At 61.2% G+C, this 23760-nt stretch carries 21 protein-coding genes; 10 read left to right on the forward strand and 11 right to left on the reverse strand.

The features are described from left to right. Positions 1–199: 199 nt before the first annotated feature. From choV to ACQRBT_RS11430, 3 genes are all read right to left on the reverse strand, one after another. Positions 200–1378: a choline ABC transporter ATP-binding protein gene (gene choV / locus ACQRBT_RS11420; protein ID WP_060753385.1), complete on the reverse strand. Its 1179-nt coding sequence runs from the start codon at positions 1376–1378 to the stop codon at positions 200–202. Further along, on the reverse strand, positions 1375–2220 hold the full coding sequence (gene choW / locus ACQRBT_RS11425) for a choline ABC transporter permease subunit (protein ID WP_017139374.1): 846 nt from the start codon (positions 2218–2220) through the stop codon (positions 1375–1377). The genes choV and choW overlap by 4 nt, the downstream gene beginning before the upstream one ends. Before the next feature lie 69 nt (positions 2221–2289). Continuing rightward, positions 2290–3237, reverse strand: coding sequence for a choline ABC transporter substrate-binding protein (locus ACQRBT_RS11430; RefSeq protein WP_412047673.1), 948 nt, complete (start codon positions 3235–3237; stop codon positions 2290–2292). Between the two features lie 415 nt (positions 3238–3652). Here ACQRBT_RS11430 and ACQRBT_RS11435 point away from each other — a divergent pair, with 415 nt between their 5' ends. Together ACQRBT_RS11435 and ACQRBT_RS11440 are read left to right on the forward strand one after the other, a co-directional pair. After that, positions 3653–5029 (forward strand): L-serine ammonia-lyase, encoded by a 1377-nt coding sequence (locus ACQRBT_RS11435; protein WP_060753383.1) that lies wholly within the window; start codon positions 3653–3655, stop codon positions 5027–5029. Between the two features lie 457 nt (positions 5030–5486). After that, positions 5487–6590 carry a GlxA family transcriptional regulator gene (locus tag ACQRBT_RS11440; RefSeq protein ID WP_060753382.1) on the forward strand — a complete coding sequence of 368 codons (1104 nt, stop codon included), beginning with the start codon at positions 5487–5489 and terminating at the stop codon, positions 6588–6590. 127 nt (positions 6591–6717) lie between these two features. Here ACQRBT_RS11440 and ACQRBT_RS11445 read toward each other — a convergent pair whose 3' ends face one another. The 6 genes from ACQRBT_RS11445 to ACQRBT_RS11470 form a co-directional block, all read right to left on the reverse strand. Further along, entirely contained in the window at positions 6718–6981 is a 264-nt protein-coding gene (locus ACQRBT_RS11445; RefSeq protein WP_412047672.1) for a hypothetical protein, read from the reverse strand. A 377-nt stretch (positions 6982–7358) separates the two neighbouring features. Next, on the reverse strand, positions 7359–8519 hold the full coding sequence (locus tag ACQRBT_RS11450) for a gamma-butyrobetaine dioxygenase (RefSeq protein WP_060753380.1): 1161 nt from the start codon (positions 8517–8519) through the stop codon (positions 7359–7361). 9 nt (positions 8520–8528) lie between these two features. Then, a complete protein-coding gene (locus ACQRBT_RS11455) occupies positions 8529–9008 on the reverse strand; it encodes a thioesterase family protein (RefSeq protein WP_104994884.1) in 480 nt (159 codons plus the stop codon). Positions 9009–9022: 14 nt separating this feature from the next. Beyond that, entirely contained in the window at positions 9023–9988 is a 966-nt protein-coding gene (locus ACQRBT_RS11460) for an L-carnitine dehydrogenase (RefSeq protein ID WP_060753378.1), read from the reverse strand. A 139-nt stretch (positions 9989–10127) separates the two neighbouring features. Further along, complete coding sequence (locus ACQRBT_RS11465) at positions 10128–11015, reverse strand: 3-keto-5-aminohexanoate cleavage protein (RefSeq protein WP_412047671.1); 888 nt, start codon at positions 11013–11015, stop codon at positions 10128–10130. A gap of 87 nt (positions 11016–11102) precedes the next feature. Continuing rightward, positions 11103–12047 carry a choline ABC transporter substrate-binding protein gene (locus tag ACQRBT_RS11470; RefSeq protein WP_411985347.1) on the reverse strand — a complete coding sequence of 315 codons (945 nt, stop codon included), beginning with the start codon at positions 12045–12047 and terminating at the stop codon, positions 11103–11105. Positions 12048–12241: 194 nt separating this feature from the next. On the opposite strand from ACQRBT_RS11470, the gene ACQRBT_RS11475 reads away from it, so the two are divergent. Next, positions 12242–13186 carry a GlxA family transcriptional regulator gene (locus tag ACQRBT_RS11475; protein ID WP_060753676.1) on the forward strand — a complete coding sequence of 315 codons (945 nt, stop codon included), beginning with the start codon at positions 12242–12244 and terminating at the stop codon, positions 13184–13186. Between the two features lie 68 nt (positions 13187–13254). Beyond that, positions 13255–14433 carry a hypothetical protein gene (locus ACQRBT_RS11480; RefSeq protein WP_412047670.1) on the forward strand — a complete coding sequence of 393 codons (1179 nt, stop codon included), beginning with the start codon at positions 13255–13257 and terminating at the stop codon, positions 14431–14433. Between the two features lie 114 nt (positions 14434–14547). On the opposite strand, the gene ACQRBT_RS11485 is transcribed toward ACQRBT_RS11480, so the two are convergent. Continuing rightward, on the reverse strand, positions 14548–14964 hold the full coding sequence (locus ACQRBT_RS11485; RefSeq protein ID WP_244700872.1) for a DUF3010 family protein: 417 nt from the start codon (positions 14962–14964) through the stop codon (positions 14548–14550). Between the two features lie 187 nt (positions 14965–15151). Here ACQRBT_RS11485 and ACQRBT_RS11490 point away from each other — a divergent pair, with 187 nt between their 5' ends. Next, positions 15152–16114, forward strand: a complete 963-nt coding sequence (locus ACQRBT_RS11490; protein WP_412047669.1) for a tyrosinase family protein — start codon at positions 15152–15154, stop codon at positions 16112–16114. A gap of 40 nt (positions 16115–16154) precedes the next feature. Here the strand turns inward: ACQRBT_RS11490 and ACQRBT_RS11495 are convergent, their stop codons facing one another. After that, positions 16155–16556 carry a lysozyme inhibitor LprI family protein gene (locus ACQRBT_RS11495; RefSeq protein ID WP_060753373.1) on the reverse strand — a complete coding sequence of 134 codons (402 nt, stop codon included), beginning with the start codon at positions 16554–16556 and terminating at the stop codon, positions 16155–16157. 218 nt (positions 16557–16774) lie between these two features. On the opposite strand from ACQRBT_RS11495, the gene ACQRBT_RS11500 reads away from it, so the two are divergent. The 5 genes from ACQRBT_RS11500 (at position 16775) to ACQRBT_RS11520 (ending at position 23751) form a co-directional block, all read left to right on the forward strand. Beyond that, positions 16775–17752 (forward strand): dipeptidase, encoded by a 978-nt coding sequence (locus ACQRBT_RS11500; RefSeq protein ID WP_060753372.1) that lies wholly within the window; start codon positions 16775–16777, stop codon positions 17750–17752. 75 nt (positions 17753–17827) lie between these two features. Then, positions 17828–18358, forward strand: coding sequence for a DUF5943 domain-containing protein (locus ACQRBT_RS11505; RefSeq protein ID WP_027606002.1), 531 nt, complete (start codon positions 17828–17830; stop codon positions 18356–18358). A 15-nt stretch (positions 18359–18373) separates the two neighbouring features. Further along, positions 18374–20434, forward strand: coding sequence for a dimethylglycine demethylation protein DgcA (dgcA, locus tag ACQRBT_RS11510; protein ID WP_412047668.1), 2061 nt, complete (start codon positions 18374–18376; stop codon positions 20432–20434). Positions 20435–20587: 153 nt separating this feature from the next. Further along, on the forward strand, positions 20588–22531 hold the full coding sequence (gene dgcB, locus ACQRBT_RS11515; RefSeq protein ID WP_412047667.1) for a dimethylglycine demethylation protein DgcB: 1944 nt from the start codon (positions 20588–20590) through the stop codon (positions 22529–22531). Next, positions 22531–23751 (forward strand): electron transfer flavoprotein subunit alpha/FixB family protein, encoded by a 1221-nt coding sequence (locus tag ACQRBT_RS11520; protein WP_412047666.1) that lies wholly within the window; start codon positions 22531–22533, stop codon positions 23749–23751. The genes dgcB and ACQRBT_RS11520 overlap by 1 nt, the downstream gene beginning before the upstream one ends. Positions 23752–23760 lie beyond the last annotated feature (9 nt).

The following is a 23760-nucleotide window of genomic DNA, read 5'->3' on the forward strand; positions in this document are numbered from 1 at the left end:
AGCAGATCACCCGGGATGTGCTCGACCAGTTTGAAAGCCATCGGCAACTCCTTGGCCGTGTCTACAGCTAGCCGCTGGATGCTCGTTCCCACGCTCCGTGTGGGAATGTAGCCATGGACGCTCCGCGTCTGCTCTTGAAGGCGTGACGCGGAGCGTCACAGGATGCATTCCCACGCAGAGCGTGGGAACGATCATGCTGCTAGCCCAGGTTTTTGCCCAGGAGGGCGTGGTAGAGCTCACTGTCGCCCAGAATCCCCACCACCTGGTTGTTGTCATGCAACACCAGTTTGTTGCCGGTCTGATAACGAATCTGCAGCGCATCACGCATGCCGATGTTCGAATCCACCAGGGTCGGCACCCGCGCCAGACCTTCCACTGCTTGCCCCGGCGTCCAGTTCTGCAGGTTCATGGCCACGCCATTCTGACGTGCGCCCTTGATGGTGTTGCCTTCGGCCAGGTCCAGCCAGGAATCACCGCCCGGGTCCAGGCACACTGAACCGTTGATACGCTTGCAGTTGTCCAGGGTGCGCATCAGGCTGCGGCCGCACAGTACGTTCAGCGGGTTGGTATGGGCGACGAATGTGCGCACATAGTCATCCGCCGGGTTCAGCACGATCTCTTCCGGCACGCTGTACTGGATGATTTTGCCGTCTTTCATGATTGCGATACGGCTGCCCAGCTTGAGCGCCTCGTCCAGGTCGTGGCTGACGAACACGATGGTCTTGCTCAGCTTGCGTTGCAGTTCCAGCAGTTCATCCTGCAGCCCCTGGCGAATCAACGGGTCGAGGGCGGAGAACGGTTCGTCCATCAGCAGGATGTCGGCGTCCATGGCCAGCGCGCGGGCCAGGCCGACGCGTTGCTGCATGCCACCGGACAGCTCGTCAGGCTTCTTGTTGCGCCATTGGCTCAGGCCCACCAGTTCGAGCTTGTCGTCGACCAGCTTGCGGCGGTCTTTTTCCGGGCGACCCTGCATCTCAAGGCCGAAGCTGATGTTCTCGCGCACCGTCAGCCAGGGCATCAGCGCGAACTTCTGGAACACCATGGCGATGCGCTTGGTGCGCATCATTTTCAGCTCGGCAGGCGTGCAGGACGCGATATCGATCTGGCGCCCTTCATGTTCCACGAACAGTTGGCCACGGCTGACGGTGTTGAGGCCATTGATGCAGCGCAGCAAGCTCGACTTACCTGAGCCCGACAGGCCCATCAGTACGCAGATCTCGCCTTTCTCGATGTCCAGGCTGGCTTTTTCAACGCCGACAATCTGCCCGGTCTTTTTCAGGATCTCGTTACGGCTCATGCCCTGGTCCAGCAGCTTGAGCGCTTCGCGTGGGTCTTTGGAGAAGATCACGTCGACATTGTCGAATCGGATAATGCTCATGCATCACCCCCTACTTTAGCGTCGGGTTGTTTGCAGATGCGGTCGAGCATGATGGCCAGCAATACGATCGCCAGGCCCGCTTCAAAGCCCAGGGCGATGTCGGCGGTATTCAGCGCGTTGACCACCGGCTTGCCGAGGCCGTCGGCGCCTACCAGGGCCGCGATCACCACCATCGACAGCGACAGCATGATGCATTGGGTAATGCCGGCGGCAATGCTCGGCATGGCGTGGGGCAGTTCAATGCGCGAGAGCAACTGACGGCGCGAGCAGCCAAAGGCCTTGCCTGCGTCCATCAACTCTTGCGGTACATCGCGGATACCCAGATAGGTCAGGCGGATAGGCGCGGCAATCGCGAACACCACCGTGGAGATCAAACCGGGCACCACACCCAGCCCGAAGAGGGTCAGGGTCGGGATGAGGTAGACGAAGGTCGGCACGGTCTGCATCAGATCGAGTACCGGCCGCATCATGGTGTAGAACAGCGGCTTGTGCGCGGCAACAATGCCCAGCGGCACGCCGATGACCACGCAGACCAGGGTGGCGAACAACACCTGCGCGAGGGTTTCCATGGTTTCCTGCCAGTACCCCAGGTTCAGGATCAGCAGGAAGGAGGCGATGACAAAAACGGTCAGGCCCCATTTGCGTTGAATAAAGTGAGCGAGTAGCGCAATCAGACCGATCAATGCCAGCGGATTGAACCAGGTCAGCGCAAACGTCACGCCGTGGATCATCGTTTCCAGTGTCGATGCGATTGCGTCGAAATAGTTGGCGCCATGTTTGGTCAACCATTCGACGAAGGCAGCGATGTACTGGCCTAGTGGGATTTTCTGTTCAGTCAGCATGGTAGTGAATGTCCACATGCGAAGGGGAAAACATCCCGGGCCAGCGCACCGGCCCGGGGTCAGCGGTGACTACTTGGCGAGATAAGTTTTTACGGCCTCCAGGCCTGGTTTGCCGTCCACGGTGGTTACGCCGGCAAGCCAGGTTTCAAGCACTTGCGGGTTCTTCTGCAGCCAGGCTTTCGCCGCGGCGTCGGGCTTCATTTTGTCGTCCAGGACGTTGCCCATCAGCGAGCTTTCCATGTTCAGCGTGAACGACAGGTTCTTCAGCAACTGACCCACGTTGCTGCATTCCTGGGTGTAGCCCTTGCGGGTGTTGGTATAGATAGTGGCCTGGCCGTAGTTGGGGCCGAATGAGTCATCACCCCCGGTCAGATACTTGATCTTGAAGCGGGTGTTCATCGGGTGGGGTTCCCAGCCGAGGAACACGATGGGCTGGCCGCGCTTGGTGGCGCGTTCAACCTGGGAAAGCATCCCGGCTTCGCTGGACTCCACGACCTTGAAGCCCGCGTCTTTCAAACCAAACTGGTTCTTGTCGATCAGGGTCTGAATGGTGCGGTTGCCGTCGTTGCCCGGTTCGATGCCGTAGATCTTGCCACCCAGCTCATCCTTGAATTTGGCGATGTCGGCAAAGTCTTTCAGGCCCTTGTTGTACAGCTCTTCGGGTACCGCCAGGGTGTACTTGGCGTTTTCCAGGTTGGCACGCACGGTTTCCACGGTGCCGGCATCACGGTACTGCTTGATGTCGTTTTCCATGGTCGGCATCCAGTTGCCGAGGAAGACGTCCATGTTCTTGCCGTCAGCCAGGGACTTGTAGGTCACTGGTACCGAAATCATCGTGGTGCGCGGCTTGTAGCCCAGGCCCTTGAGGATTTCGCTGGTGGTCGCGGTCGTGACGGTGATGTCGGTCCAGCCGACATCGGAGAAGTTGACGGTCTGACATTGGGCCGGTTCTGCAGCGTGCGCCAGGACTGGCAGACTCAGCATGGCGGCCAACAACAACGAGGGTGAAGCTTTCATGGGGCTAGACTCCTGTGTTTTTTCTGACGGCATTCGCCGCGCTTTATAAGGGTTGCGGTTGGAGCGTGCTTTGAGGCGGCGCCACGGGGCCTTGCAAACGAGTCGAGACTGATCATGTACCAGTGAAAATCTGACGCCTACAGGGCGCGTCGTATCCAGTACAGGGAGGGTCGTATCCAGTGTCGGTGACGTCGCTTACAGATTTTTTAAGCCTCAAATCCAGGGTTTCCAGCGATCTGCACCGCAAAAAACGGCCAAAATGGCCCGTTGCCCGGGGGCGACGCTGGTGAGCATGGGTACGTCGGTGTGAGACGCCGTGGGCGGCAAAAAAAGCTTGATGATGCCGCCATTCAGGCGACTTGAGCGTAGCAGCTCCTGGTCGCCCGGCCTGTGCTCATCAAGAGGTTCCACGGCAATGGCTATCAGCGTTTTCGACTTGTTCAAGATCGGTATCGGGCCTTCGAGTTCGCACACCGTCGGCCCCATGCGCGCCGCGGCGTTGTTTGTTCAAGCACTGCGTGAGCGCGACCTGCTGGAGCAGGTGCGGCGCGTCGAGGTTCAACTATACGGTTCATTGTCGGCCACCGGTATCGGCCACGGCAGCGACACCGCCACCATCATGGGGTTGATGGGCGAATGGCCTGACGCAATCGACCCGTCGCAAATCGGTGTGCGCATCCATACCCTGCGCGAAACCGACACCCTGTTGCTCGACGGACGCCTGCCGGTGCCTTTCATCTGGGCTCGCGATATGCGCCTGCTCGACGAAAACCTGCCGTTCCATCCCAACGCCATGACGTTGGTGGTGTTCGGCGATGACGGTGAGCTGTACCGCGACACCTACTATTCGGTCGGTGGCGGTTTTGTGGTGGACGAAGCCCAGGCGCAAAGCGGTGTAGCCGACATGGACCGCACCGAGCTGCCGTATGATTTTTCCAGCGCGGTGGAGCTGTTGCAGTTGTGCAAGAGCCACAACTTGCGTGTGGCCGAGTTGATGATGGCCAATGAAAGGGTCTGGCGCTCCGAAGAGGAAATCCGCAGTGGCCTGATGAAGCTGTGGCGTGCCATGCAAGACTGCGTGGAGCAGGGCCTCAAGCACGAAGGTATCTTGCCCGGCGGCCTCAACGTGCGCCGCCGCGCTGCCAAGTTGCACCGCAGTTTGCAGGAGCTGAACAAGCCCAATGTGATCGGCTCGACCTTGAGCGCCATGGAGTGGGTCAACCTGTTCGCCCTGGCGGTCAACGAAGAAAACGCCGCCGGTGGGCGCATGGTCACCGCACCCACCAACGGCGCGGCAGGGATCATCCCGGCGGTGCTGCACTATTTTATGAAGTTCAGCGAAGACGTCACCGAAGCCAACGTGGTCGACTATTTGCTCGGCGCGGCGGCGGTAGGGATTCTGTGTAAAAAGAACGCATCGATCTCCGGTGCCGAAGTCGGCTGCCAGGGCGAAGTCGGCTCGGCCTGTGCGATGGCCGCCGCCGGGTTGGCCGAAATCCTGGGCGCCACGCCGGAACAGTTATGCAACGCGGCCGAAATTGGCCTGGAACATAACCTCGGCCTGACCTGCGACCCGGTGGGCGGGCTGGTCCAGGTGCCGTGCATCGAGCGCAATGCGATTGCGGCGGTGAAAGCAATCAACGCGGCACAAATGGCGCTGCGCGGGGATGGCCAGCACTTTATCTCGCTGGATCGGGTGATCCGCACCATGCGCGACACCGGCGCCGATATGCATGACAAGTACAAAGAAACATCGCGGGGTGGGTTGGCGGTCAGCGCGGTTGAGTGCTGAGACCGTGTCGCCTGTATCGGGGGCTTGCCCCCGATAGCAATCACCCAGGCGCCACTGCTCATAAAGTGAACACCCGGACCAAAAGCGCCACCTTTTAGAGCGTCGCAAATAGATAAGTAGCTTGCGAACGATTTGCCGCTTGACCACTGGTCATCCGTGCTTGCGGTGACAGACTTTCCCTACGCCCCCAAAGCGCCTTCCCACAAGTGCTACCGTTCTGCTCACAGCCCTTGAGTAGGGCCGTTCCTACGTCTGTTTCAGGTCATATCCCGCGCATACCGCGCGGGCTTATATAGACGCGTCATCAGGTCGTTTTCAGGAGTTATTGAATGGCCATTCAATTTTAGGCACGGCATTTGCTCTACCCATTCAAAGCCTCTCGCCTTGCCGGATGAAGAGCGCAATAACAAGAGCCTCGCCTGAGGCCATCACCCGCTTTGTGTGAGGAGATACTGCGATGACGTCGTTCAACTCCGGGGCTCAACCCCAGAACCGCGCGCCTCAATCCATCGGCTTTTTGCTGCTGGACAATTTCACGCTGATTTCCCTGGCTTCAGCAGTGGAACCACTGCGTATGGCCAACCAGCTGTCCGGCCGCGAGCTGTATCGCTGGACGACCCTGAGTGTCGACGGAAACCAGGTGTGGGCCAGCGACGGTCTGCAAATCACCCCTGACGCCGCCATGCACAAAGCCCCGGCCCTGGACACGGTGATCGTGTGCGGCGGCGTGGGTATCCAGCGTACCGTGACCCGTGAGCACGTGTCGTGGCTGCAGAGTCAGGCGCGCCAGTCCCGTCGCCTCGGCGCGGTGTGCACCGGCAGTTGGGCACTGGCCTGCGCCGGTCTGCTCGACGGTTTCGATTGCAGCGTGCACTGGGAATGCCTGGCGTCGATGCAGGAAGCCTTCCCTCGCGTGTCGATGAGCACCCGGTTGTTCACCCTCGACCGTAACCGCTTCACCAGCTCCGGCGGCACCGCACCGCTGGACATGATGCTGCACCTGATCAGCCGCGATCACGGCCGTGAGCTGTCGGCCGCGATCTCCGAAATGTTTGTGTATGAACGCATCCGCAACGAACAGGACCACCAGCGTGTGCCGCTCAAGCACATGCTCGGCACCAACCAGCCGAAGCTGCAGGAAATCGTCGCGCTGATGGAGGCCAACCTCGAGGAGCCGATCGACCTGGATGAACTGGCGGTGTACGTGGCCGTATCGCGTCGCCAGCTGGAGCGCCTGTTCCAGAAATACCTGCACTGCTCGCCGTCGCGCTACTACCTCAAGCTGCGCCTGATCCGTGCGCGACAGTTGCTCAAGCAAACGCCGATGTCGATCATCGAAGTGGCGTCGGTGTGCGGGTTCGTCTCCACGCCGCACTTCTCCAAGTGCTATCGCGAATACTTCGGCATTCCGCCACGGGATGAGCGTGTGGGCTCCAACACCACCCAGCAGGTGGCGATGATGCCGATTCCGCAGGCGCTGGTATTGTCACCGTTGTCGGGGCCGATGTCGGCGTTGAGCCAGGCTCGGAATGAGTCGACTTTTGCCAGTGTAAGGCTCTAGTCCGAGGTGCTGCTATCGGGAGCAAGCCCCCTCCCACATTGACTGTATTCGCACATTTGGAATTGTGAGCACAGTCAGTGTGGGAGGGGCGGTGCGACGATTCGACTTGCTCCCGATCAGCGGTGCGTCAGGCGCCGGAGTTCTGCTTGAACTGCACCAGAGCCGGTAACAACTGCTTGTCGATCGCCTGGCGAACGGCCGGCAGAATCGTCGCGCTGCCGGTGTACATCTGCTCCACCATGCCCTTGAGTGCCTTGGCCCGCGCCGGGCTCAAGCCGCGTACTGCGCACTCGCAGGCCTGCTCGGCGGTGGCACCGCTGGACACTTCAAAACCCAGCGAGCGCAGGTGGCCCAGCAGGTCATCCTGGTCAATCAAATCCGCGTGCATCATGACATTCATCCTGGTGTAGAGAGCGGGGGTCGATTGGGATTCTGGTAGGCCAACGACCGGTCGGCAAGGGCAGAATCCACGAATGACTCAGATGGCTATGGACAGGTCGTTTTCGGGCCATTTGCTGATGGAAGGAATAGGCACACTGGGCACCAGGCACACACCTTGAAGGTTTGGTCACCCTCGGGATGTCACGCTCACACCAAGCGCTCTGCCCCGATCCAGTCACGGCTGGATCGGGGCTTTTTTTGTCTGGAATCTGGAGTGACTGCGCCGGCTTCTTCGCGAGCAAGCCCGCTCCCACACTTGATTGCATTCCAAAGGCGGAACTCGGTCAAATGTGGGAGCGGGCTTGCTCGCGAAGGCCGCGCTGCGGTCTACCGCTGCAACACCAGAATCCTGGAGAGCAACTCATCCCGGTCGATGTAGCACCCCTGGAAATGCCGCGCTCCGGACCCAGGGTCAAAAGCATTGCGCGCATGCAGGGTGCGGCGGTTGTCGAAGCACCACAGCTCCCCCGGATTCAGGCGCTTTACCAGGCGAAAACGCGCCTCGCGCGTCATGCCGATAAAGCGTCGATACGCGCGATACAGCAACGGCATCCGGGCAACGCTGGTCTCGAACGGGCCACGCAAAAAGTTGGCCATGCGGATCTCCGCCACATCACCCATGGCATCCAGTGCAATGATCGGCGCCAGGCGGCGATAGTCGCTGTGACGGTCCTTGTTGCGAAACTCCACCGGGATTTCACACAGAGCCTGGAACGCTTCGGGATCCTCCTGACGCAAGGCGCTGGCGATGGCGAACCCATCGACAAAGATGCTCTCGCCGCCGTTGGCATCGTTCACCAGGCAATGCAGCAATTGCAGCCCCGGTTGCAGCTCCCGCGTAGGCAAATCGCTGTGCAGCGGCAGGTTGAAAGCCGTGTAGGCATTGCTGTCGGCATCGGCTTTGGATTGCACGTTGAACAGCACGCCAAAGTTACTCTCGCGGATAAACGCAATACGCCTGGCGACCAGCGCGAGGGAGCCGGGCTCGGTGGGGACGCCGCGGATTTGGGTGAGGCCGCCATCGCGCAGGGCCAGCAGCCATTGCAGCAGCGCGTTGGCGTCTTCCATGACTGCCGAATAGTCGAAAACCGGTAACTGCAACTGACTGTCCCATAGCCGGGGCTTGGGTTTTGCCGCACGCCGTTCAGCACGGGATTCATCGTCATAGGCGTGCGCCCGCAGCCAGCCGGGATCGTACCGGCTGTGGTGGCCGCCGCTCCATTCCACGCTCAGGTTGCCTTGATCGATGCGCGCAAAGGTCGCACTGAGGTCGGCATCCACATCGACGATCTCAAGCACCTGCTCGCGGGTCACGCTGTACACGCATTCCGGGCACGGGCAGTTGTCCCGCAGCCACTGATGATGAAACGGGCTGACCCGCCCATCGGCCCACTGCACAAGGAGCTGATCGGCCTGCACCTGCACCTGCGCGAGGTCGCAGATCTTCGGGTAGGTACGGAAATCGGCAACAGCGGCAGCGGTTTGCATGGCGGCTCCTTATGGTTTCTTGGGTGGCAATCCAATCACTCGGCCGAGCAGGGCAGGGCGCGGCAGGTCGGCCTGTTCGGCCAGGATGGCGGCGAGTTTTTCCAGCGTGGCCTCGGTGAACGGCGTCGCACTCGGCCCCGCCAGATCGACGTGCAACAGCATCTGTTCGTTGCCCGCCAGCTCCTTCGCATCGCCCACCCCATGCAGGCTGTGATAGAGGTGCAGGCGCTTGGCGTCATGCGCGATCAGTTGGGTGTGCACTTGCACCTGGGCACCGAGTTTCACTTCGTGCAGGTAGTTCAGGTGCAGCTCCAGGGTGAACAGCGAATGGCCGCTGGCTTCGCGGTTTTCGCAGGTCAAGCCCAGGGTGTCCATCAGCGCGTCGGTGGCGTAGCTGAAGATCAGCAGGTAGAACGCGTCGCGCAGGTGGCCGTTGTAGTCCACCCAGTCGGGGTGGACCTGGGTGGTGTAGGTGGTCAGTGCGGGCATGTCAGGGTTTCCCGTTATTCGGCGAAAGTCATGCCGTGCTTGGCTTTGGTGGTTTTCACCGCTTCCAGCACCGCCAGCAGGCAGTCATCACGATAGCGCTCCAGCGCCGAAATGCTGTGTTTGCCCAGTTGATCGCTGGTGCCATCGACCACGTCGTCGATCAGCTTGTCGGTCAGTTCCGGCGCCGGCAGGTAGGTCCACGGCAATTGCAGCGCCGGGCCGAACTGCGCCATGAAATGCCGCATCCCGGCATCGCCGCCCGCCAGGGTGTAGGTGAGGAAGGTGCCCATGAACGACCAGCGCAGGCCCGCGCCAAAGCGGATGGCGTCGTCGATCTCGCCGGTGGTGGCCACGCCGTCATTGACCAGGTGCAGCGCCTCACGCCACAGCGCTTCGAGCAGGCGGTCGGCGATAAACCCGGGGACTTCCTTGCGCACGTGCAAGGGGCGCATGCCGAGGGATTCATATACCTTGATGGCCGCTTGAATCGCTTGCGGCGCGGTGTTCTTGCCGCCAACGACTTCCACCAGCGGCAATAGGTAAACCGGGTTGAACGGGTGACCGACCACGCACCGCTCAGGGTGGGTCGAGCCCTCGTAGAACTCACTTGGCAACAGGCCGGACGTGCTCGAACCAATCAACGCATTCGGCTTGGCCGCCGCGCTGATCTTGCTGTGCAACTCCAGCTTCAATTCCAGCCGTTCCGGTGCGCTTTCCTGGATGAAGTCGGCGTCTTTAACGCACTCTTCAATGGTGGCGACAAAGCGCAGGCGGTCCTGCGACGCACCCGGTGCCAGGCCCTGTTTCTCCAGGGCGCCCCAGGCATTGGCGACGCGCTTGCGCAGGGCGGCTTCGGCCCCGGGTGCCGGGTCCCAGGCGACCACATCCAGGCCGTGGGCAAGGGCGCGGGATACCCAGCCGCTGCCGATGACGCCACTGCCGAGGGCGGCGAAGGTTTTGATTTCAGTGATAAAGCTCATGGCAAATTCCTAAAGAGTTCGGTGATTCATGTGGGAGGGGCGGTGTGACGATTCGACTTGCTCCCGATAGCGGTAAGTCAGTCAACGAACCCTGCATCAGATCCACCGCCATCGGGAGCAAGCCCCCTCCCACAGTTGATTAGTGGCGTTTGGCAAGGCCCATTTTTGCCCGACCTTCGGCCGGGGTCAGAACCCGTGCGCCCAGGCGGCTGAGGATTTCACCGGCGCGCTCCACCAGTTGGCCGTTGGTGGCGAGCACGCCTTTGTCCAGCCACAGGTTGTCTTCCAGGCCAACCCGTACGTTGCCACCCAGCAGCACCGCTTGCGCCGCCATTGGCATCTGCATGCGGCCGATGCCGAAGCCGGCCCACACCGCATCGGCGGGCAGGTTGTCGACCATGGCTTTCATGGTGGTGGTATCGGCCGGTGCGCCCCATGGGATGCCCAGGCACAGTTGAAACAGCGGGTTGTCGAGCAGGCCCTCTTTAATCATCTGCTTGGCGAACCACAGGTGGCCGGTGTCGAAGATTTCCAGTTCGGCCTTGACGCCCAGCTCCTGGATGCGTTTGGCGCCTGCACGCAGTTGCGCCGGAGTGGACACGTAAATAGTGTCGCCATCACCGAAGTTCAGGGTGCCGCAGTCCAGCGTGCAGATTTCCGGCAGCAGCTCTTCCACGTGGGCCAGGCGGGTCAGCGGGCCGACCAGGTCAGTGTTGGGGCCGAAGTCCATCGGGCTTTCGCCGCCGCCGATTTCCAGGTCGCCGCCCATGCCGGCGGTGAGGTTGACGATAATGTCGATGTCGGCCTCACGGATCCGCTCCATCACTTCACGATACAGGGCGACGTTGCGGCTGAACTTGCCGGTTTGCGGGTCACGCACGTGGCAGTGCACCACGGTCGCGCCGGCCTTGGCGGCTTCAACGGCCGCGGCGGCGATTTGTTTGGGGGTGACCGGCACGTGCGGGCTTTTGGCGGTCGTGTCGCCAGCACCGGTGAGTGCGCAGGTGATGATGACGTCGTGGTTCATGAGGCGGTTCCTTACAGGCGTGATTTCAAGGGCGTGGCGATGCCGCTCGCGGCCGGAAGTGACCGCGAAACGGTGTTCGAAACAGGTTTACTTACTGGTCAATTGCAGGTTCGCCGCCGCCGGCTTGCCGTCGAAGGTGGTGACACCCTCCAGCCAGCGCGCCTGGTCTTGCGGGTGGTCCTTGAGCCACTGCTTGGCGGACTCGATGGGGTCCTTATGGTCCAGCAACGGCTGCATCATTCGGCTCTCATCGGCGGCGGTGAAGGTCAGGTTGGTCAGCAGCTTGTGAACGTTGGGGCACTGTTCGGCGTAGTTGGGTGCAGTCACGCTCCACACCGTGGCCATGCCTTCGTTCGGGCCGAGGGCGTCGTCGCTGCCGGTGAGGTAGGTCATGGCGACGTTGACGTTCATCGGGTGCGGCGCCCAGCCGAAGAACACCACAGCCTCCTTGCGGCGTACCGCCCGGTCGACGGCGGCGAGCATGCCGGCCTCGCTGGATTCCACCAGCTGGAATTTACCCAGGCCGAACTGGTTCTTGGCAATCATGGCTTTGATCTGGGTATTGGCCCCCGAGCCTGGCTCGATGCCGTAGATCTTGCCGCCCAGCTCTTTCTCGAACTTGGCGATGTCGGCGAAGGTTTTCAGGCCCTTGTCCGCCAGGTAAGTCGGTACGGCGAGGGTGGCGCGGGCATCTTCCAGGCTGGGCTTTTCGAGCACCTTGACTTGCTTGGCGTCGACGAATGGGGTGATGGTCTGGGTCATCAGCGGGTTCCAGTACCCCAGGAACAGGTCCAGGCGCTGGTCGCGGATACCGGCGAAGATGATTTGCTGGGAGGCGCTGGTTTGTTTGGTCTTGTAGCCGAGGCCGTCGAGCAGCACTTGGGTCATGGCGCTGGTGGCGATTACGTCGGTCCAGTTCACCACGCCCATGCGCACGTTCTGGCAAGACGCCGCGTCGGCAGCCAGTACGTTCGTGCTCAAGATGGCGCTGGCGCTGAGTGCAAGCACACAGCGGCTGATCAGTCGGTTCATGGTGGATCCCTCGGCAGGTCGTTATTGTGGGGTTCCGGCGTCTTCGTGCGCCGTGAGGCCAAGTTACGCAAGCCAGGGGGCGGCAAAGCGCACGGCGGCGACCAGCTCTTGCACTGCAGCGACCTGCCCCCTTGAATCCGTGCATGAACGGGAGTATCACAGTGCCACGCTGCCCGTATGACGAGTGCGCCACCATGTCCCAGGATTTCTACTTTTTGCTGATGCCGGGTTTCTCGGCCATTGGCTTTATCTCCGCGCTGGAACCGCTGCGGGTGGCCAACCGTTTTCGGGGCGAGCTGTACCGCTGGCACGTATTGAGTGCCGATGGCGGCGCGGTGCTGGCCAGCAATGGCATGTCGGTGAATGCCGACGCCGCGCTGGAACCCCTGAAAAAAGGCGCGACGTTGCTGGTGGTCGCCGGCTTTGAACCGTTGCAGTTCGCCACGCCGGCACTGGAGCACTGGCTGCGCCGTCTCGACCACGACGGCGTGACTCTCGGGGCCATCGATACCGGTGCCTGCGTGCTCGCTGAAGCAGGCCTGCTCGACGGCTACCGCCTGACCCTGCACTGGGAGGCCATCGACGCCTTCAAGGAATCGTATCCACACTTGAGCGTGACCCAGGAACTGTTCGAGATCGACCGGCGCCGCATTACCTGCGCCGGAGGCACGGCCTCCATCGACCTGATGCTCGACCTGATCGCCCAGGCCCATGGCCCTGACCTGGCGATCCAGGTGTCCGAACAGTTCGTGCTCGGCCGTATCCGCCCACGCAAAGATCACCAGCGCATGCAGATCGCCACGCGTTACGGCATCAACAACAAGAAGTTGGTGCACGTGATCGGCGAGATGGAACAACACACGGAGCCGCCGCTGAGCACCCTGGCCTTGGCCGACGCGATCAAGGTGACCCGGCGGCAGTTGGAGCGGCTGTTTCGCCTGCACTTGAATGATACGCCGAGCAATTTCTACCTCGGCCTGCGCCTGGAAAAGGCCCGGCAGCTGTTGCGCCAGAGCGGTATGAGTGTGCTGGAGGTGAGCATTGCCTGCGGGTTTGAGTCGCCGTCGTATTTCACCCGCAGCTACCGTGCGCGGTTTGCGAAATGTCCACGGGAGGATCGGCGACGGGAGGCGGTTTGACGGGCAATTATAGTTAATTATACTCAAGGCTATAATTTATAGTTGAATCCATAATTGGGTATAAAAGCATGTCCAAGAACAGCGGCTTTGTGTTTCGCCGCCCCGCCCTGGCAAGCAGCATTGCCGACGGACTGGTGGGGGTGGGGATTCAGGACTTCACGTCGGGGCTGTTTCTCGCGGCTCCTCGGCGCACCGGAAAAAGTACGTTCTTGCGCGAAGACCTGATCCCGGAATGTCAGTTGCGGGGTTGGCTGGCCGTCTACGTCGATCTGTGGGCCGACAAGGAGAAAGACCCTGCGCAGTTGATCGCCAGCGCTATTGCGGCGGCCCTGGCGCCCTACGAAAAAGGCATCCGTAAACTGGCCAAGAACATTGGCATCGAGAAACTGAGCTTTCTGCGTACCCTGTCCTGGGACTTTACCCAGCCACAACTGCCTGCCGGTGCGACGCTGACCCAGGCCCTGGAGTTGCTCCACAGCGCTGCAGAAAAACCCGTCGTGCTGGTGATCGACGAGGCGCAGCACGCGCTGACCAGTGAGTCGGGCCTCAATGCGATGTTCGCGTTGAAAGCTGCCCGGGATCAGCTCAACCAGGGCCGTGACGAGGAGGGCAGCGGTTTGCTCCTGGTGTTCACCGGTTCCAACCGCGACAAGCTGGCCCATTTGGTGTTGGGCAAGAGCCAACCGTTTTTCGGGTCGAGCATCACGCCGTTTCCGCTGCTGGGTAAAGAGTTCACCCAGGCGTACACCGCACACCTCAACGCGCACCTGGCCCAGACCAACCAATTCAATGCTGCCGATATTGATGAAGCCTTCGAGCTGGTAGGCCGGCGCCCCGAGATGCTGCGCACGATTATCGGTGAAGTGGCACTGGAGTTGGGCGCGGCGAGCAATCTGGGCCAACTGCTGCACAGTCGCGCCGAATTGCTGCGCGCCGGTGTGTGGAGCGAATTTGAAAGCGCCTGGAACGCCCTGACCCTCCCGCAGCGCGCGGTGCTGCAGGTGATGGTGGAGCGTTTGCAAAGCAATGAACCCTTTGCACCCTTTACCGACACCACGATTACCGCGGTCAGCAAGGCGTTGGAGGCGATGGGCAGCGATGTGGTGCCGGGCACCCAGACGATTCAGGCCTGCATCGATGCCCTGCGCGACAAGGAACTGGTGTGGAAGTCGAGCCGGGGCGGCTATGCGCTGGAAGACAAAACGTTTGGAGATTGGCTGCAGCACAGGAGTCGTACAGCCAACTAGAGACAACGCAGGGTAGATGTGGGAGGGGGGCTTGCTCCCGATAGCGGTGGGTCAGCTACAGATGTAGTGACTGACAAGTTCGCTATCGGGAGCAAGCCCCCTCCCACATGGGGTTTATTTCTTGAGCAGTGCCGCGCACGCCGCCTTGTAGGCTTCATGCTGGTATTTGTTCAGCGTCGTCGGTAGATCAAAGTTGTGCTTCTTGTTCTGCGCGTTGAGGGTCTGTGGCGACAGCAGTGTCACCTCCACCCCGTCCAGCAACTGAAACACCCCTTCAATCTTGAACGTGGTCGGCCCACCGGCAAATTCACCTTTCTTGCTGCGTTTCTTGATGGCGATGCGCGTGATGGCGTTTTCCCGCACAAAGGCCTGCACCTGGGCGGCGAACGCCTTGACGTTGGCTGCCTCATCATCGTCTTCAAGCGCGATTTTCTTGGTCGCCAAGGGGATGTGACTCAGCGCCTGGTTGTCCAGGGAGGCGACGGCGATGATGGCTTCGCTGCCTTTGATTTCGATGCCGCAGATAGTCATGGGCTGGCCTTTCAGGAGGGAACGGGAAGTATGGATGGTATCAACCTTCCCCGACCATTCGTCAGGGAATGGAGTGAACCTGTTACTTCTGACAGTAGATGCCAGGGAGAGTCTCGCTTAGATTCGTGGCAACGGTCCTTCTTCGGTTTGAGGGCTGAAACAGCGTCTTCCGACAAGGAGTTGCGCCATGAATATCCGCAAGGAAATCCGATCACTGACCGGTCCGCAACGGCTGGAGTTCATCAACACGCTGTTGGCACTCAAGCGTAACGGCGGTTATGACAAGTACGTTCATTGGCACCACGCTGTCATGATGCCAACGGTGCATCCCTATGAGCCCCAAGACCCGGACTACCGTAATGGCGCTCACTTGGGGCCAGCGTTCTTGCCCTGGCATCGTGAAATGCTGATGCAGTTGGAAGGCGACCTGCGAGCGATCACGTCCGGAATAACACTGCCTTACTGGGACTGGACTCAGGATGCGGCAGACCCCAAGAACTCGCCGGTATGGAGCCAGAGCCTGATGGGCGGTGACGGTGACCCGGCAGATGAGTTCAGGGTGCAAGACGGGCCCTTTGCACACAAATATCAGAGTTGGCCGGTGCCGCCCTATCCGGAAGATGGCTTGCCGGGGCCGGGCTTGAAGCGTCAGTTTTCACAGCTAGTCGATTCCCTGCCGACGCCAGCGGATTTACAGATGGCCATGCGAGAAGGTCTTTATGACGAGCCAAACTACAATGCGAGTCCCTTCAACCGAGGTTTCCGCAACCGGCTTGAAGGTTGGATTACCCAGAAGGGCGATCCGCAAGTGACAACGCCTGGCTCTCAATTGCATAACCGGGTTCACCTGTGGATCGGCGGTAACATGTTGGCGATGACCTCACCTGAAGACCCGGTGTTCTTTCTGCACCATTGTTTTATCGACAAGGTCTGGGCGGATTGGCAGGCCCTGATGCTGTTGGATAAACCGAGCTTGGCGCCGCATTACGCACCGATGCAGGACGGCCCACCGGGGCACAATTACGATGATGTGATCAAACCCTGGACCCGACGCATCCAAGATGTCATGGATATCAAGGTGCTGGGCTATGAGTACGCGCCTCAGAGTAACGTAAGCAAAAGTCCGTTCAAGTCACCCTTCGAAGCTTGAAAGTGGCAACACTCCTGCGCCCTGGTCGCAGGAGTGGCTTTTATTCCTGCCCGATCGACTCCAAAAACTCCGACCGCTCATCACTCATTCGCGCCAGGCAATCATTGTGTTGGATGGCGTAGTCCTTGGTGCCCGCCACTGCCGGGAAAGTGTCCACCGCGCAATCGGCGTCACGCAGCTTTTCCCATTTCTGCTGGGCGTCCTTCAGACGAGCGGTAATGTCGGCGAGCTGCGTCTTGTTGCTGCCATAGGTCGAACCCATGCGTTCGAGCAGGCCCTGGTAGTTATCCTTGAGCAATTGCTCGGCGGTGGTTTTGTTGAAAGTGGCGCATTCCAGGGTTTGTTTGTCGTTTTCGATGCCATCGCACGGCGTGTTGTCGGTGTCTTCAGCCGCGTGGGCGGTGGTTGCGATGAGTGCCAAAGCCAGGAAAATCGATTTCATTGCGCCGTCTCATATCAGGTAATGGCCGAATTCTGGCTCAAGCGTAAGACAAAGAACAGCCACCAGTCAGGCCTGTCTTAACAGCCTTTGTCGCGGATTGACGCTTTCGGCAATTCCCCTGTCGTTTTTGCACCCGGTTCCGTCGGCCCCTGGGCATATGCTGGCCCAAAGCGCCGGCAGACGATTCGGCGCATGAATCGCCAATAAGGGGACGCCTGATGAGCCCAGCCGAATTGCACGCCGACAGCATCGTTATCGACGGGCTGATTATTGCCAAGTGGAATCGCGACCTGTTCGAGGACATGCGCAAAGGCGGCCTCACCGCCGCCAACTGCACCGTGTCGGTGTGGGAAGGCTTCCAGGCCACTATCAATAACATCGTGGCCAGCCAGACCCTGATCCGTGAGAACAGTGACCTGGTGATCCCGGTGAAAACCACTGCCGATATCCGTCGTGCCAAGGAGCTGGGCAAGACCGGCATCATCTTCGGCTTCCAGAACGCCCATGCGTTCGAAGACCAGCTTGGCTATGTCGAGATCTTCAAGCAGCTCGGCGTGGGCGTCGTGCAGATGTGCTACAACACCCAGAACCTGGTCGGCACCGGTTGCTATGAGCGTGACGGCGGCCTGTCGGGCTTTGGCCGTGAGATTGTCGGCGAGATGAACCGCGTCGGCATCATGTGCGACCTGTCCCACGTGGGCTCCAAGACCTCCGAAGAAGTCATCCTCGAATCGAAAAAGCCGGTGTGCTACTCCCACTGCCTGCCATCGGGCCTCAAAGAGCACCCGCGCAACAAGTCCGATGAGGAACTGAAGTTCATCGCCGATCACGGTGGTTTTGTCGGTGTGACCATGTTCGCGCCGTTCCTGGCCAAGGGCATCGATTCGACCATCGACGACTACGCCGAAGCCATCGAGTACACCATGAATATCGTTGGTGAAGACGCCATCGGCATCGGCACCGACTTCACCCAGGGCCATGGCCAGGATTTCTTCGAAATGCTGACCCATGACAAGGGCTACGCCCGCCGCCTGACCAACTTCGGCAAGATCATCAACCCGCTGGGCATCCGTACCGTGGGCGAGTTCCCCAACCTCACCGAGACCCTGCTCAAGCGCGGTCACCCTGAGCGTGTGGTGCGCAAGATCATGGGCGAAAACTGGGTCAACGTTCTCAAGGACGTCTGGGGCGAATAAGTCACCGCCCACGCATTTTTCCCTCGGCCATCCGTGTCGGGGGCATCCAAACGAATTTTCTGGAGTTGAGTTTCCATGGCCAAGATCGCCCCGCAATTGCCAATCGAAGTCGACAGCGAGACCGGTGTCTGGACCTCCGACGCCCTGCCGATGCTGTATGTGCCGCGCCATTTCTTCGTCAACAACCACATGGGTATCGAAGAAGTGCTGGGCGCCGAGGCCTATGCCGAGATCCTCTACAAGGCCGGCTACAAATCCGCTTGGCACTGGTGTGAAAAAGAAGCCGAATGCCACGGCCTGGAAGGCGTCGCGGTGTTCGAGCATTACATGAAGCGCCTGTCGCAACGTGGCTGGGGCCTGTTCAAGATCCAGGACATCGACCTCGACAAAGGCACCGCCAGCGTCAAGCTCGAACACTCCGCTTTCGTCTACGTGTATGGCAAGGTCGGACGCAAGGTCGACTACATGTTCACCGGCTGGTTTGCCGGCGCCATGGACCAGATCCTGCAGGCGCGTGGCAGCCAGATTCGCACTGTGGCCGAGCAAGTCTACGGAGGCTCCGAAGAGGGCCACGATGACGGCTTGTTCACCGTCAAGCCGTTGTAAGCCGAGGACCGTGCCATGGCTTTCGAAGCAATGTTCCAGCCGATCCAGATCGGCAAACTGACTATCCGCAACCGCGTGCTCAGTACCGCCCACGCCGAGGTGTATGCCACCGATGGCGGAATGACCACTGACCGCTATGTGAAGTACTACGAAGAGAAAGCCAAGGGCGGTATCGGCCTGGCGATCTGCGGCGGCTCCTCGGTGGTGGCCATCGACAGCCCGCAGGAATGGTGGAGCTCGGTGAACCTGTCCACCGACCGCATCATCCCGCACTTCCAGAACCTGGCCGACGCCATGCACAAGCATGGCGCCAAGATCATGATCCAGATTACCCACATGGGTCGTCGCTCGCGCTGGGACGGCTTCAACTGGCCGACCCTGATGTCGCCGTCCGGCGTGCGTGAGCCGGTGCACCGCGCCACCTGCAAGACCATCGAGCCGGAAGAAATCTGGCGCGTGATCGGCAACTACGCCCAGGCTGCGCGCCGGGCCAAGGCCGGTGGCCTGGACGGGGTAGAACTGTCCGCCGTGCACCAGCACATGATCGACCAGTTCTGGAGCCCACGGGTCAACAAGCGTACCGACGAATGGGGTGGCACCTTCGAAGGCCGGATGAAGTTCGGCCTGGAAGTGTTGAAAGCCGTGCGTGCCGAAGTGGGTGATGACTTCTGCGTGGGCATGCGCCTGTGCGGCGACGAGTTCCACCCGGATGGCTTGTCCCACGAGGACATGAAACAGATCGCCAAGTATTACGACGACACCGGCATGCTCGATTTCATCGGCGTGGTGGGTTCAGGCTGCGACACCCATAACACCCTGGCCAACGTGATCCCCAACATGAGCTACCCGCCGGAGCCGTTTTTGCACCTGGCGGCCGGTATCAAGGAAGTGGTCAAGGTCCCGGTGCTGCACGCGCAGAACATCAAGGACCCGAACCAGGCCACGCGCATTCTGGAAGGCGGCTACGTGGACATGGTCGGCATGACCCGTGCGCACATCGCCGACCCGCACCTGATCGCCAAGATCAAGATGGGCCAGATCGACCAGATCAAGCAGTGCGTGGGCGCCAACTACTGCATCGACCGTCAGTACCAGGGCCTGGACGTGCTGTGCATCCAGAACGCCGCGACTTCCCGTGAGTACATGGGCGTGCCGCACATCATCGAAAAGTCCACCGGGCCCAAGCGCAAAGTCGTGGTGGTCGGTGCCGGCCCTGCCGGGATGGAAGCGGCGCGGGTGGCTGCCGAACGTGGCCACGACGTGACCCTGTTCGAGAAAAAAGAATTCATCGGCGGGCAAATCACCACGGCCTCCAAGGCACCGCAGCGTGACCAGATTGCCGGTATCACCCGCTGGTACCAACTGGAACTGGCGCGCTTGAAAGTCGACCTGCGCCTGGGTGTGGTGGCCGATGCCGACACCCTTCTCGACCTGCGCCCCGATGTGGTGGTGCTGGCGGTGGGCGGGCAGCCGAATGTGGAGCAGAACGAACACTGGGGCGCCGCCGAAGGTTTGGTCGTGAGCAGCTGGGATGTGCTCGACGGCAAAGTCGCACCGGGCAAGAACGTGTTGGTCTACGACACCATCTGCGAGTTCACCGGTATGTCGGTGGCGGATTTCCTTGCGGACAAAGGCAGCCAGGTCGAGATCGTCACCGACGACATCAAGCCGGGCGTGGCCATTGGCGGTACGTCGTTCCCGACCTACTACCGCAGCATGTACCCCAAGGAAGTGATCATGACCGGCGACATGATGCTGGAAAAGGTCTACCGCGAGGGCGACAAGCTGGTGGCGGTGCTGGAGAACGAATACACCGGCGCCAAAGAGGAGCGGGTGGTCGACCAGGTGGTGGTGGAGAACGGCGTGCGTCCGGACGAAGCCATCTACTACGCGCTCAAGGAAGGCTCGCGCAACAAGGGCCAGATCGATGTCGAAGCCTTGTTCGCGATCAAGCCGCAGCCGTGCTTGAGCGAGCCGGGTGAGGGGTACTTGCTGTTCCGCATTGGTGACTGTGTGGCCCAGCGTAATACCCACGCTGCGATCTATGACGCCCTGCGCTTGTGCAAGGATTTCTGACCCGACACCGAACCAATGTGGACTCGGTCTGAATGTGGGAGGGGGCTTGCTCCCGATAGCGGTGGGTCAGCTACAGATGTATCGACTGACAGTCCGCCTTCGGGAGCAAGCCCCCTCCCACATTAGACCTGTGTGGTCTGTGGGAGCTTCACCATGTTGAACACCTTGCTGCCTATCCTGTTATTTGCCGCTCTGGGCCTCGCGGTCCTCGGCGCCCTGCGCCGGGTGAACATGTGGCGCCGTGGTCGTGCCTCGAAAGTCGACCTGCTGGGCGGCCTGCTGGCCATGCCCAAGCGCTACATGGTCGACCTGCACCATGTGGTCGCCCGCGACAAATACATTGCCAACACCCACGTCGCCACGGCGCTGGGCTTCGTGCTGTCGGCGCTGCTCGCCATCCTGGTGCATGGTTTCGGCCTGCAGAGCCGCATCCTGGGCTACGCCTTGCTGCTGGCCTCGGTGCTGATGTTTGTTGGCGCCACCTTCGTCTATCTGCGCCGGCGCAACCCGCCCTCACGCCTGTCGAAAGGCCCTTGGATGCGCCTGCCGAAAAGCCTGATGGCGTTCTCGGTGAGCTTCTTCCTGGTGACCTTGCCGGTGGCCGGGATTCTGCCCGCCGACTTCGGCGGCTGGTTGCTCGCGGCGATCTTGAGCGTGGGGGTGCTGTGGGGCGTCTCGGAGATGTTCTTCGGCATGACCTGGGGCGGCCCGATGAAGCACGCCTTTGCCGGTGCCCTGCACCTGGCCTGGCACCGTCGCGCCGAGCGCTTCGGCGGCGGGCGTTCGACCGGTTTGAAACCGCTGGACCTGCGCGATAAAACCGCGCCCCTGGGTGTGGAAAAACCCAAGGATTTCACCTGGAACCAACTGCTCGGCTTCGACGCCTGCGTGCAGTGCGGCAAGTGCGAGGCCGCCTGCCCGGCCTTTGCCGCCGGCCAGCCGCTGAACCCGAAAAAACTCATTCAAGACATGGTGGTCGGCCTGGCCGGCGGCACCGATGCCAAGTTTGCCGGCAGCCCGTATCCCGGCAAAGTCATCGGCGAGCATGGCGGCAACCCGCATCAACCGATCGTCAACGGCCTGGTGGACGCCGAGACCTTGTGGTCGTGCACCACTTGTCGCGCGTGCGTGGAAGAGTGCCCGATGATGATCGAGCACGTGGATGCCATCGTCGACATGCGCCGCCACCTGACGCTGGAAAAAGGCGCCACGCCGAACAAAGGTGCCGAAGTCCTGGAAAACCTGATCGCCACCGACAACCCCGGCGGTTTCGCACCGGGTGGCCGGTTGAACTGGGCGGCGGACCTGAACCTGCCGTTGCTCAGTGACAAGGGCAGCTGCGAAGTGCTGTTCTGGGTCGGTGATGGCGCTTTCGACATGCGCAACCAACGCACCCTGCGCGCCTTCGTCAAAGTCCTCAAGGCCGCCAAGGTCGACTTCGCCGTACTCGGCCTGGAAGAACGTGACAGCGGTGATGTGGCACGCCGCCTGGGCGATGAAGCGACCTTCCAGCTGCTGGCCACGCGCAACATCCAGACCCTGGCCAAATACACCTTCAAGCGCATCGTCACCTGCGACCCGCACAGTTTCCATGTGCTGAAAAACGAATATGGCGCCTTCAACGGTAACTACCTCGTGCAGCACCACAGCACCTTCATGGCCGAGCTGATCGGCGAGGGCGCGCTGAACCTGGGCCAGCACAAGGGCAACAGCGTGACCTACCACGACCCTTGTTACCTGGGCCGCTACAACGGCGAATACGAAGCCCCGCGCCAGGTGCTGCGGGCGCTGGGGATCGAGGTCAAGGAGATGCAACGCTCCGGTTTCCGTTCGCGCTGCTGCGGCGGCGGTGGCGGCGCGCCGATCACCGACATCCCCGGCAAGCAACGTATTCCTGATATGCGCATGGAAGATATCCGTGAAACCGGCGCCGAGCTGGTGGCGGTAGGGTGCCCACAGTGCACGGCGATGCTTGAAGGGGTGGTCGAGCCTCGGCCATTGATCAAGGACATCGCTGAACTGGTCGCCGACGCGTTGCTCGAAGACGCCGCACCGGCCAAAGCCCCCTTGAAACGTGAACCTGCGGAGGTGCACTGATGAGCGACATTATCCGCCGCGACCCACGGGCCGAATGGATTGCACGTAACCGCCTGCACCCGCTGCATGCGGCGATGCAGCCGGTGCAACACAGCTGGATGGGGCCCAACGGCATCCTGCGCAAGAACGTGCATGGCGTCGGTTTCATCGGGCCCAATGGCATCAAGCGCATCGACCGCAGCGGCGCCCAACAGGGCGGCGTGAGCAAACGTACGGCTGCCGCCGAAGTGCAGTTGCCACTGCATCAGGTGGCAGCGCCTGCGTTCTATATCAACGTAGTGCCGGACATGGTCGGCGGCCGCTTGAGCAGCCACGACCGCGACTTGCTCGGCCTGGCCCGACAACTTGCCGGCAGCGACGGCGCCGTGCTGGCCGTGGTATTTGGCGAGCACAAGGAAAGTACCTTTGCCACGGCCGGTGTCGATCGCCTGCTGGTGCTGGAAGGGCACGAGTTCGACGGTTATTCACCGGAGCAACGCGTGCAAGGTTTGCGCGCTGTGGATAACCAGTTCAACCCGCGTCACTGGCTGCTGCCCGATAGCCGCAGTGGCGGCGGTGAGTTGGGCCGACGGTTTGCCGCCAGCCTCAAGGAGCGCCCGGCCACGCGGGTCTGGCAGATCAAGGGTGAGGAATGCATCGGCCGTGCCGGCGCCGGCCAGGAAGACTTGGCCCGGCCGCTGCCACGCTTGATTCTGGCCGCCGCCGAATGTGCCGACCCGGTCAGCGAGACCCGTCACGAAGTGTTGCCCGTGGAGTTATCCACAACCCTGGCTCGCAGCCTGCCGCGAATCGAAGACCTTGGTGCGGTGGCGGTGGACCCGGCGGCGATTCCCATGGCCGAAGCCGAATTCATCTTCTCTGGCGGCAACGGCGTGAAGGATTGGGCGCTGTTCCACCAGACCGCTGCCGCCCTGGGCGCCACCGAAGGCGCGTCGCGGGTGGCGGTGGACGACGGCTTCATGGCGCGCGATCGCCAGGTCGGCGCCAGCGGCACCTGGGTCACTGCCCGTGTGTATGTGGCCGTGGGGATTTCCGGGGCGATCCAGCACCTGCAAGGCATCGGTGCCTGCGACAAAGTGGTGGCGATCAACCTCGACCCCGGTTGCGACATGATCAAGCGTGCCGACCTGTCGGTGATCGGCGAGAGCGCCGCGATATTGCAAGCCTTGATCGAGGCGGTGGCGGCCTACCGCAACGGCGCCAAGCGCGATGCAGCTTAGGACTATGAC

The sequence above is a fragment of the Pseudomonas sp. R19M genome (assembly GCF_050312585.1).
GTDB classification, from domain to species: Bacteria; Pseudomonadota; Gammaproteobacteria; order Pseudomonadales; family Pseudomonadaceae; genus Aquipseudomonas; species Aquipseudomonas palleroniana.

Coding starts and splice junctions, on each gene's coding strand:
- choV (WP_060753385.1), bottom strand. CDS start 1,378: ATGAGCATTATCCGATTCGACAATGTCGACGTGATCTTCTCCAAAGAC.
- choW (WP_017139374.1), bottom strand. CDS start 2,220: ATGCTGACTGAACAGAAAATCCCACTAGGCCAGTACATCGCTGCCTTC.
- ACQRBT_RS11430 (WP_412047673.1), bottom strand. CDS start 3,237: ATGAAAGCTTCACCCTCGTTGTTGTTGGCCGCCATGCTGAGTCTGCCA.
- ACQRBT_RS11435 (WP_060753383.1), top strand. CDS start 3,653: ATGGCTATCAGCGTTTTCGACTTGTTCAAGATCGGTATCGGGCCTTCG.
- ACQRBT_RS11440 (WP_060753382.1), top strand. CDS start 5,487: ATGACGTCGTTCAACTCCGGGGCTCAACCCCAGAACCGCGCGCCTCAA.
- ACQRBT_RS11445 (WP_412047672.1), bottom strand. CDS start 6,981: ATGATGCACGCGGATTTGATTGACCAGGATGACCTGCTGGGCCACCTG.
- ACQRBT_RS11450 (WP_060753380.1), bottom strand. CDS start 8,519: ATGCAAACCGCTGCCGCTGTTGCCGATTTCCGTACCTACCCGAAGATC.
- ACQRBT_RS11455 (WP_104994884.1), bottom strand. CDS start 9,008: ATGCCCGCACTGACCACCTACACCACCCAGGTCCACCCCGACTGGGTG.
- ACQRBT_RS11460 (WP_060753378.1), bottom strand. CDS start 9,988: ATGAGCTTTATCACTGAAATCAAAACCTTCGCCGCCCTCGGCAGTGGC.
- ACQRBT_RS11465 (WP_412047671.1), bottom strand. CDS start 11,015: ATGAACCACGACGTCATCATCACCTGCGCACTCACCGGTGCTGGCGAC.
- ACQRBT_RS11470 (WP_411985347.1), bottom strand. CDS start 12,047: ATGAACCGACTGATCAGCCGCTGTGTGCTTGCACTCAGCGCCAGCGCC.
- ACQRBT_RS11475 (WP_060753676.1), top strand. CDS start 12,242: ATGTCCCAGGATTTCTACTTTTTGCTGATGCCGGGTTTCTCGGCCATT.
- ACQRBT_RS11480 (WP_412047670.1), top strand. CDS start 13,255: ATGTCCAAGAACAGCGGCTTTGTGTTTCGCCGCCCCGCCCTGGCAAGC.
- ACQRBT_RS11485 (WP_244700872.1), bottom strand. CDS start 14,964: ATGACTATCTGCGGCATCGAAATCAAAGGCAGCGAAGCCATCATCGCC.
- ACQRBT_RS11490 (WP_412047669.1), top strand. CDS start 15,152: ATGAATATCCGCAAGGAAATCCGATCACTGACCGGTCCGCAACGGCTG.
- ACQRBT_RS11495 (WP_060753373.1), bottom strand. CDS start 16,556: ATGAAATCGATTTTCCTGGCTTTGGCACTCATCGCAACCACCGCCCAC.
- ACQRBT_RS11500 (WP_060753372.1), top strand. CDS start 16,775: ATGAGCCCAGCCGAATTGCACGCCGACAGCATCGTTATCGACGGGCTG.
- ACQRBT_RS11505 (WP_027606002.1), top strand. CDS start 17,828: ATGGCCAAGATCGCCCCGCAATTGCCAATCGAAGTCGACAGCGAGACC.
- dgcA (WP_412047668.1), top strand. CDS start 18,374: ATGGCTTTCGAAGCAATGTTCCAGCCGATCCAGATCGGCAAACTGACT.
- dgcB (WP_412047667.1), top strand. CDS start 20,588: ATGTTGAACACCTTGCTGCCTATCCTGTTATTTGCCGCTCTGGGCCTC.
- ACQRBT_RS11520 (WP_412047666.1), top strand. CDS start 22,531: ATGAGCGACATTATCCGCCGCGACCCACGGGCCGAATGGATTGCACGT.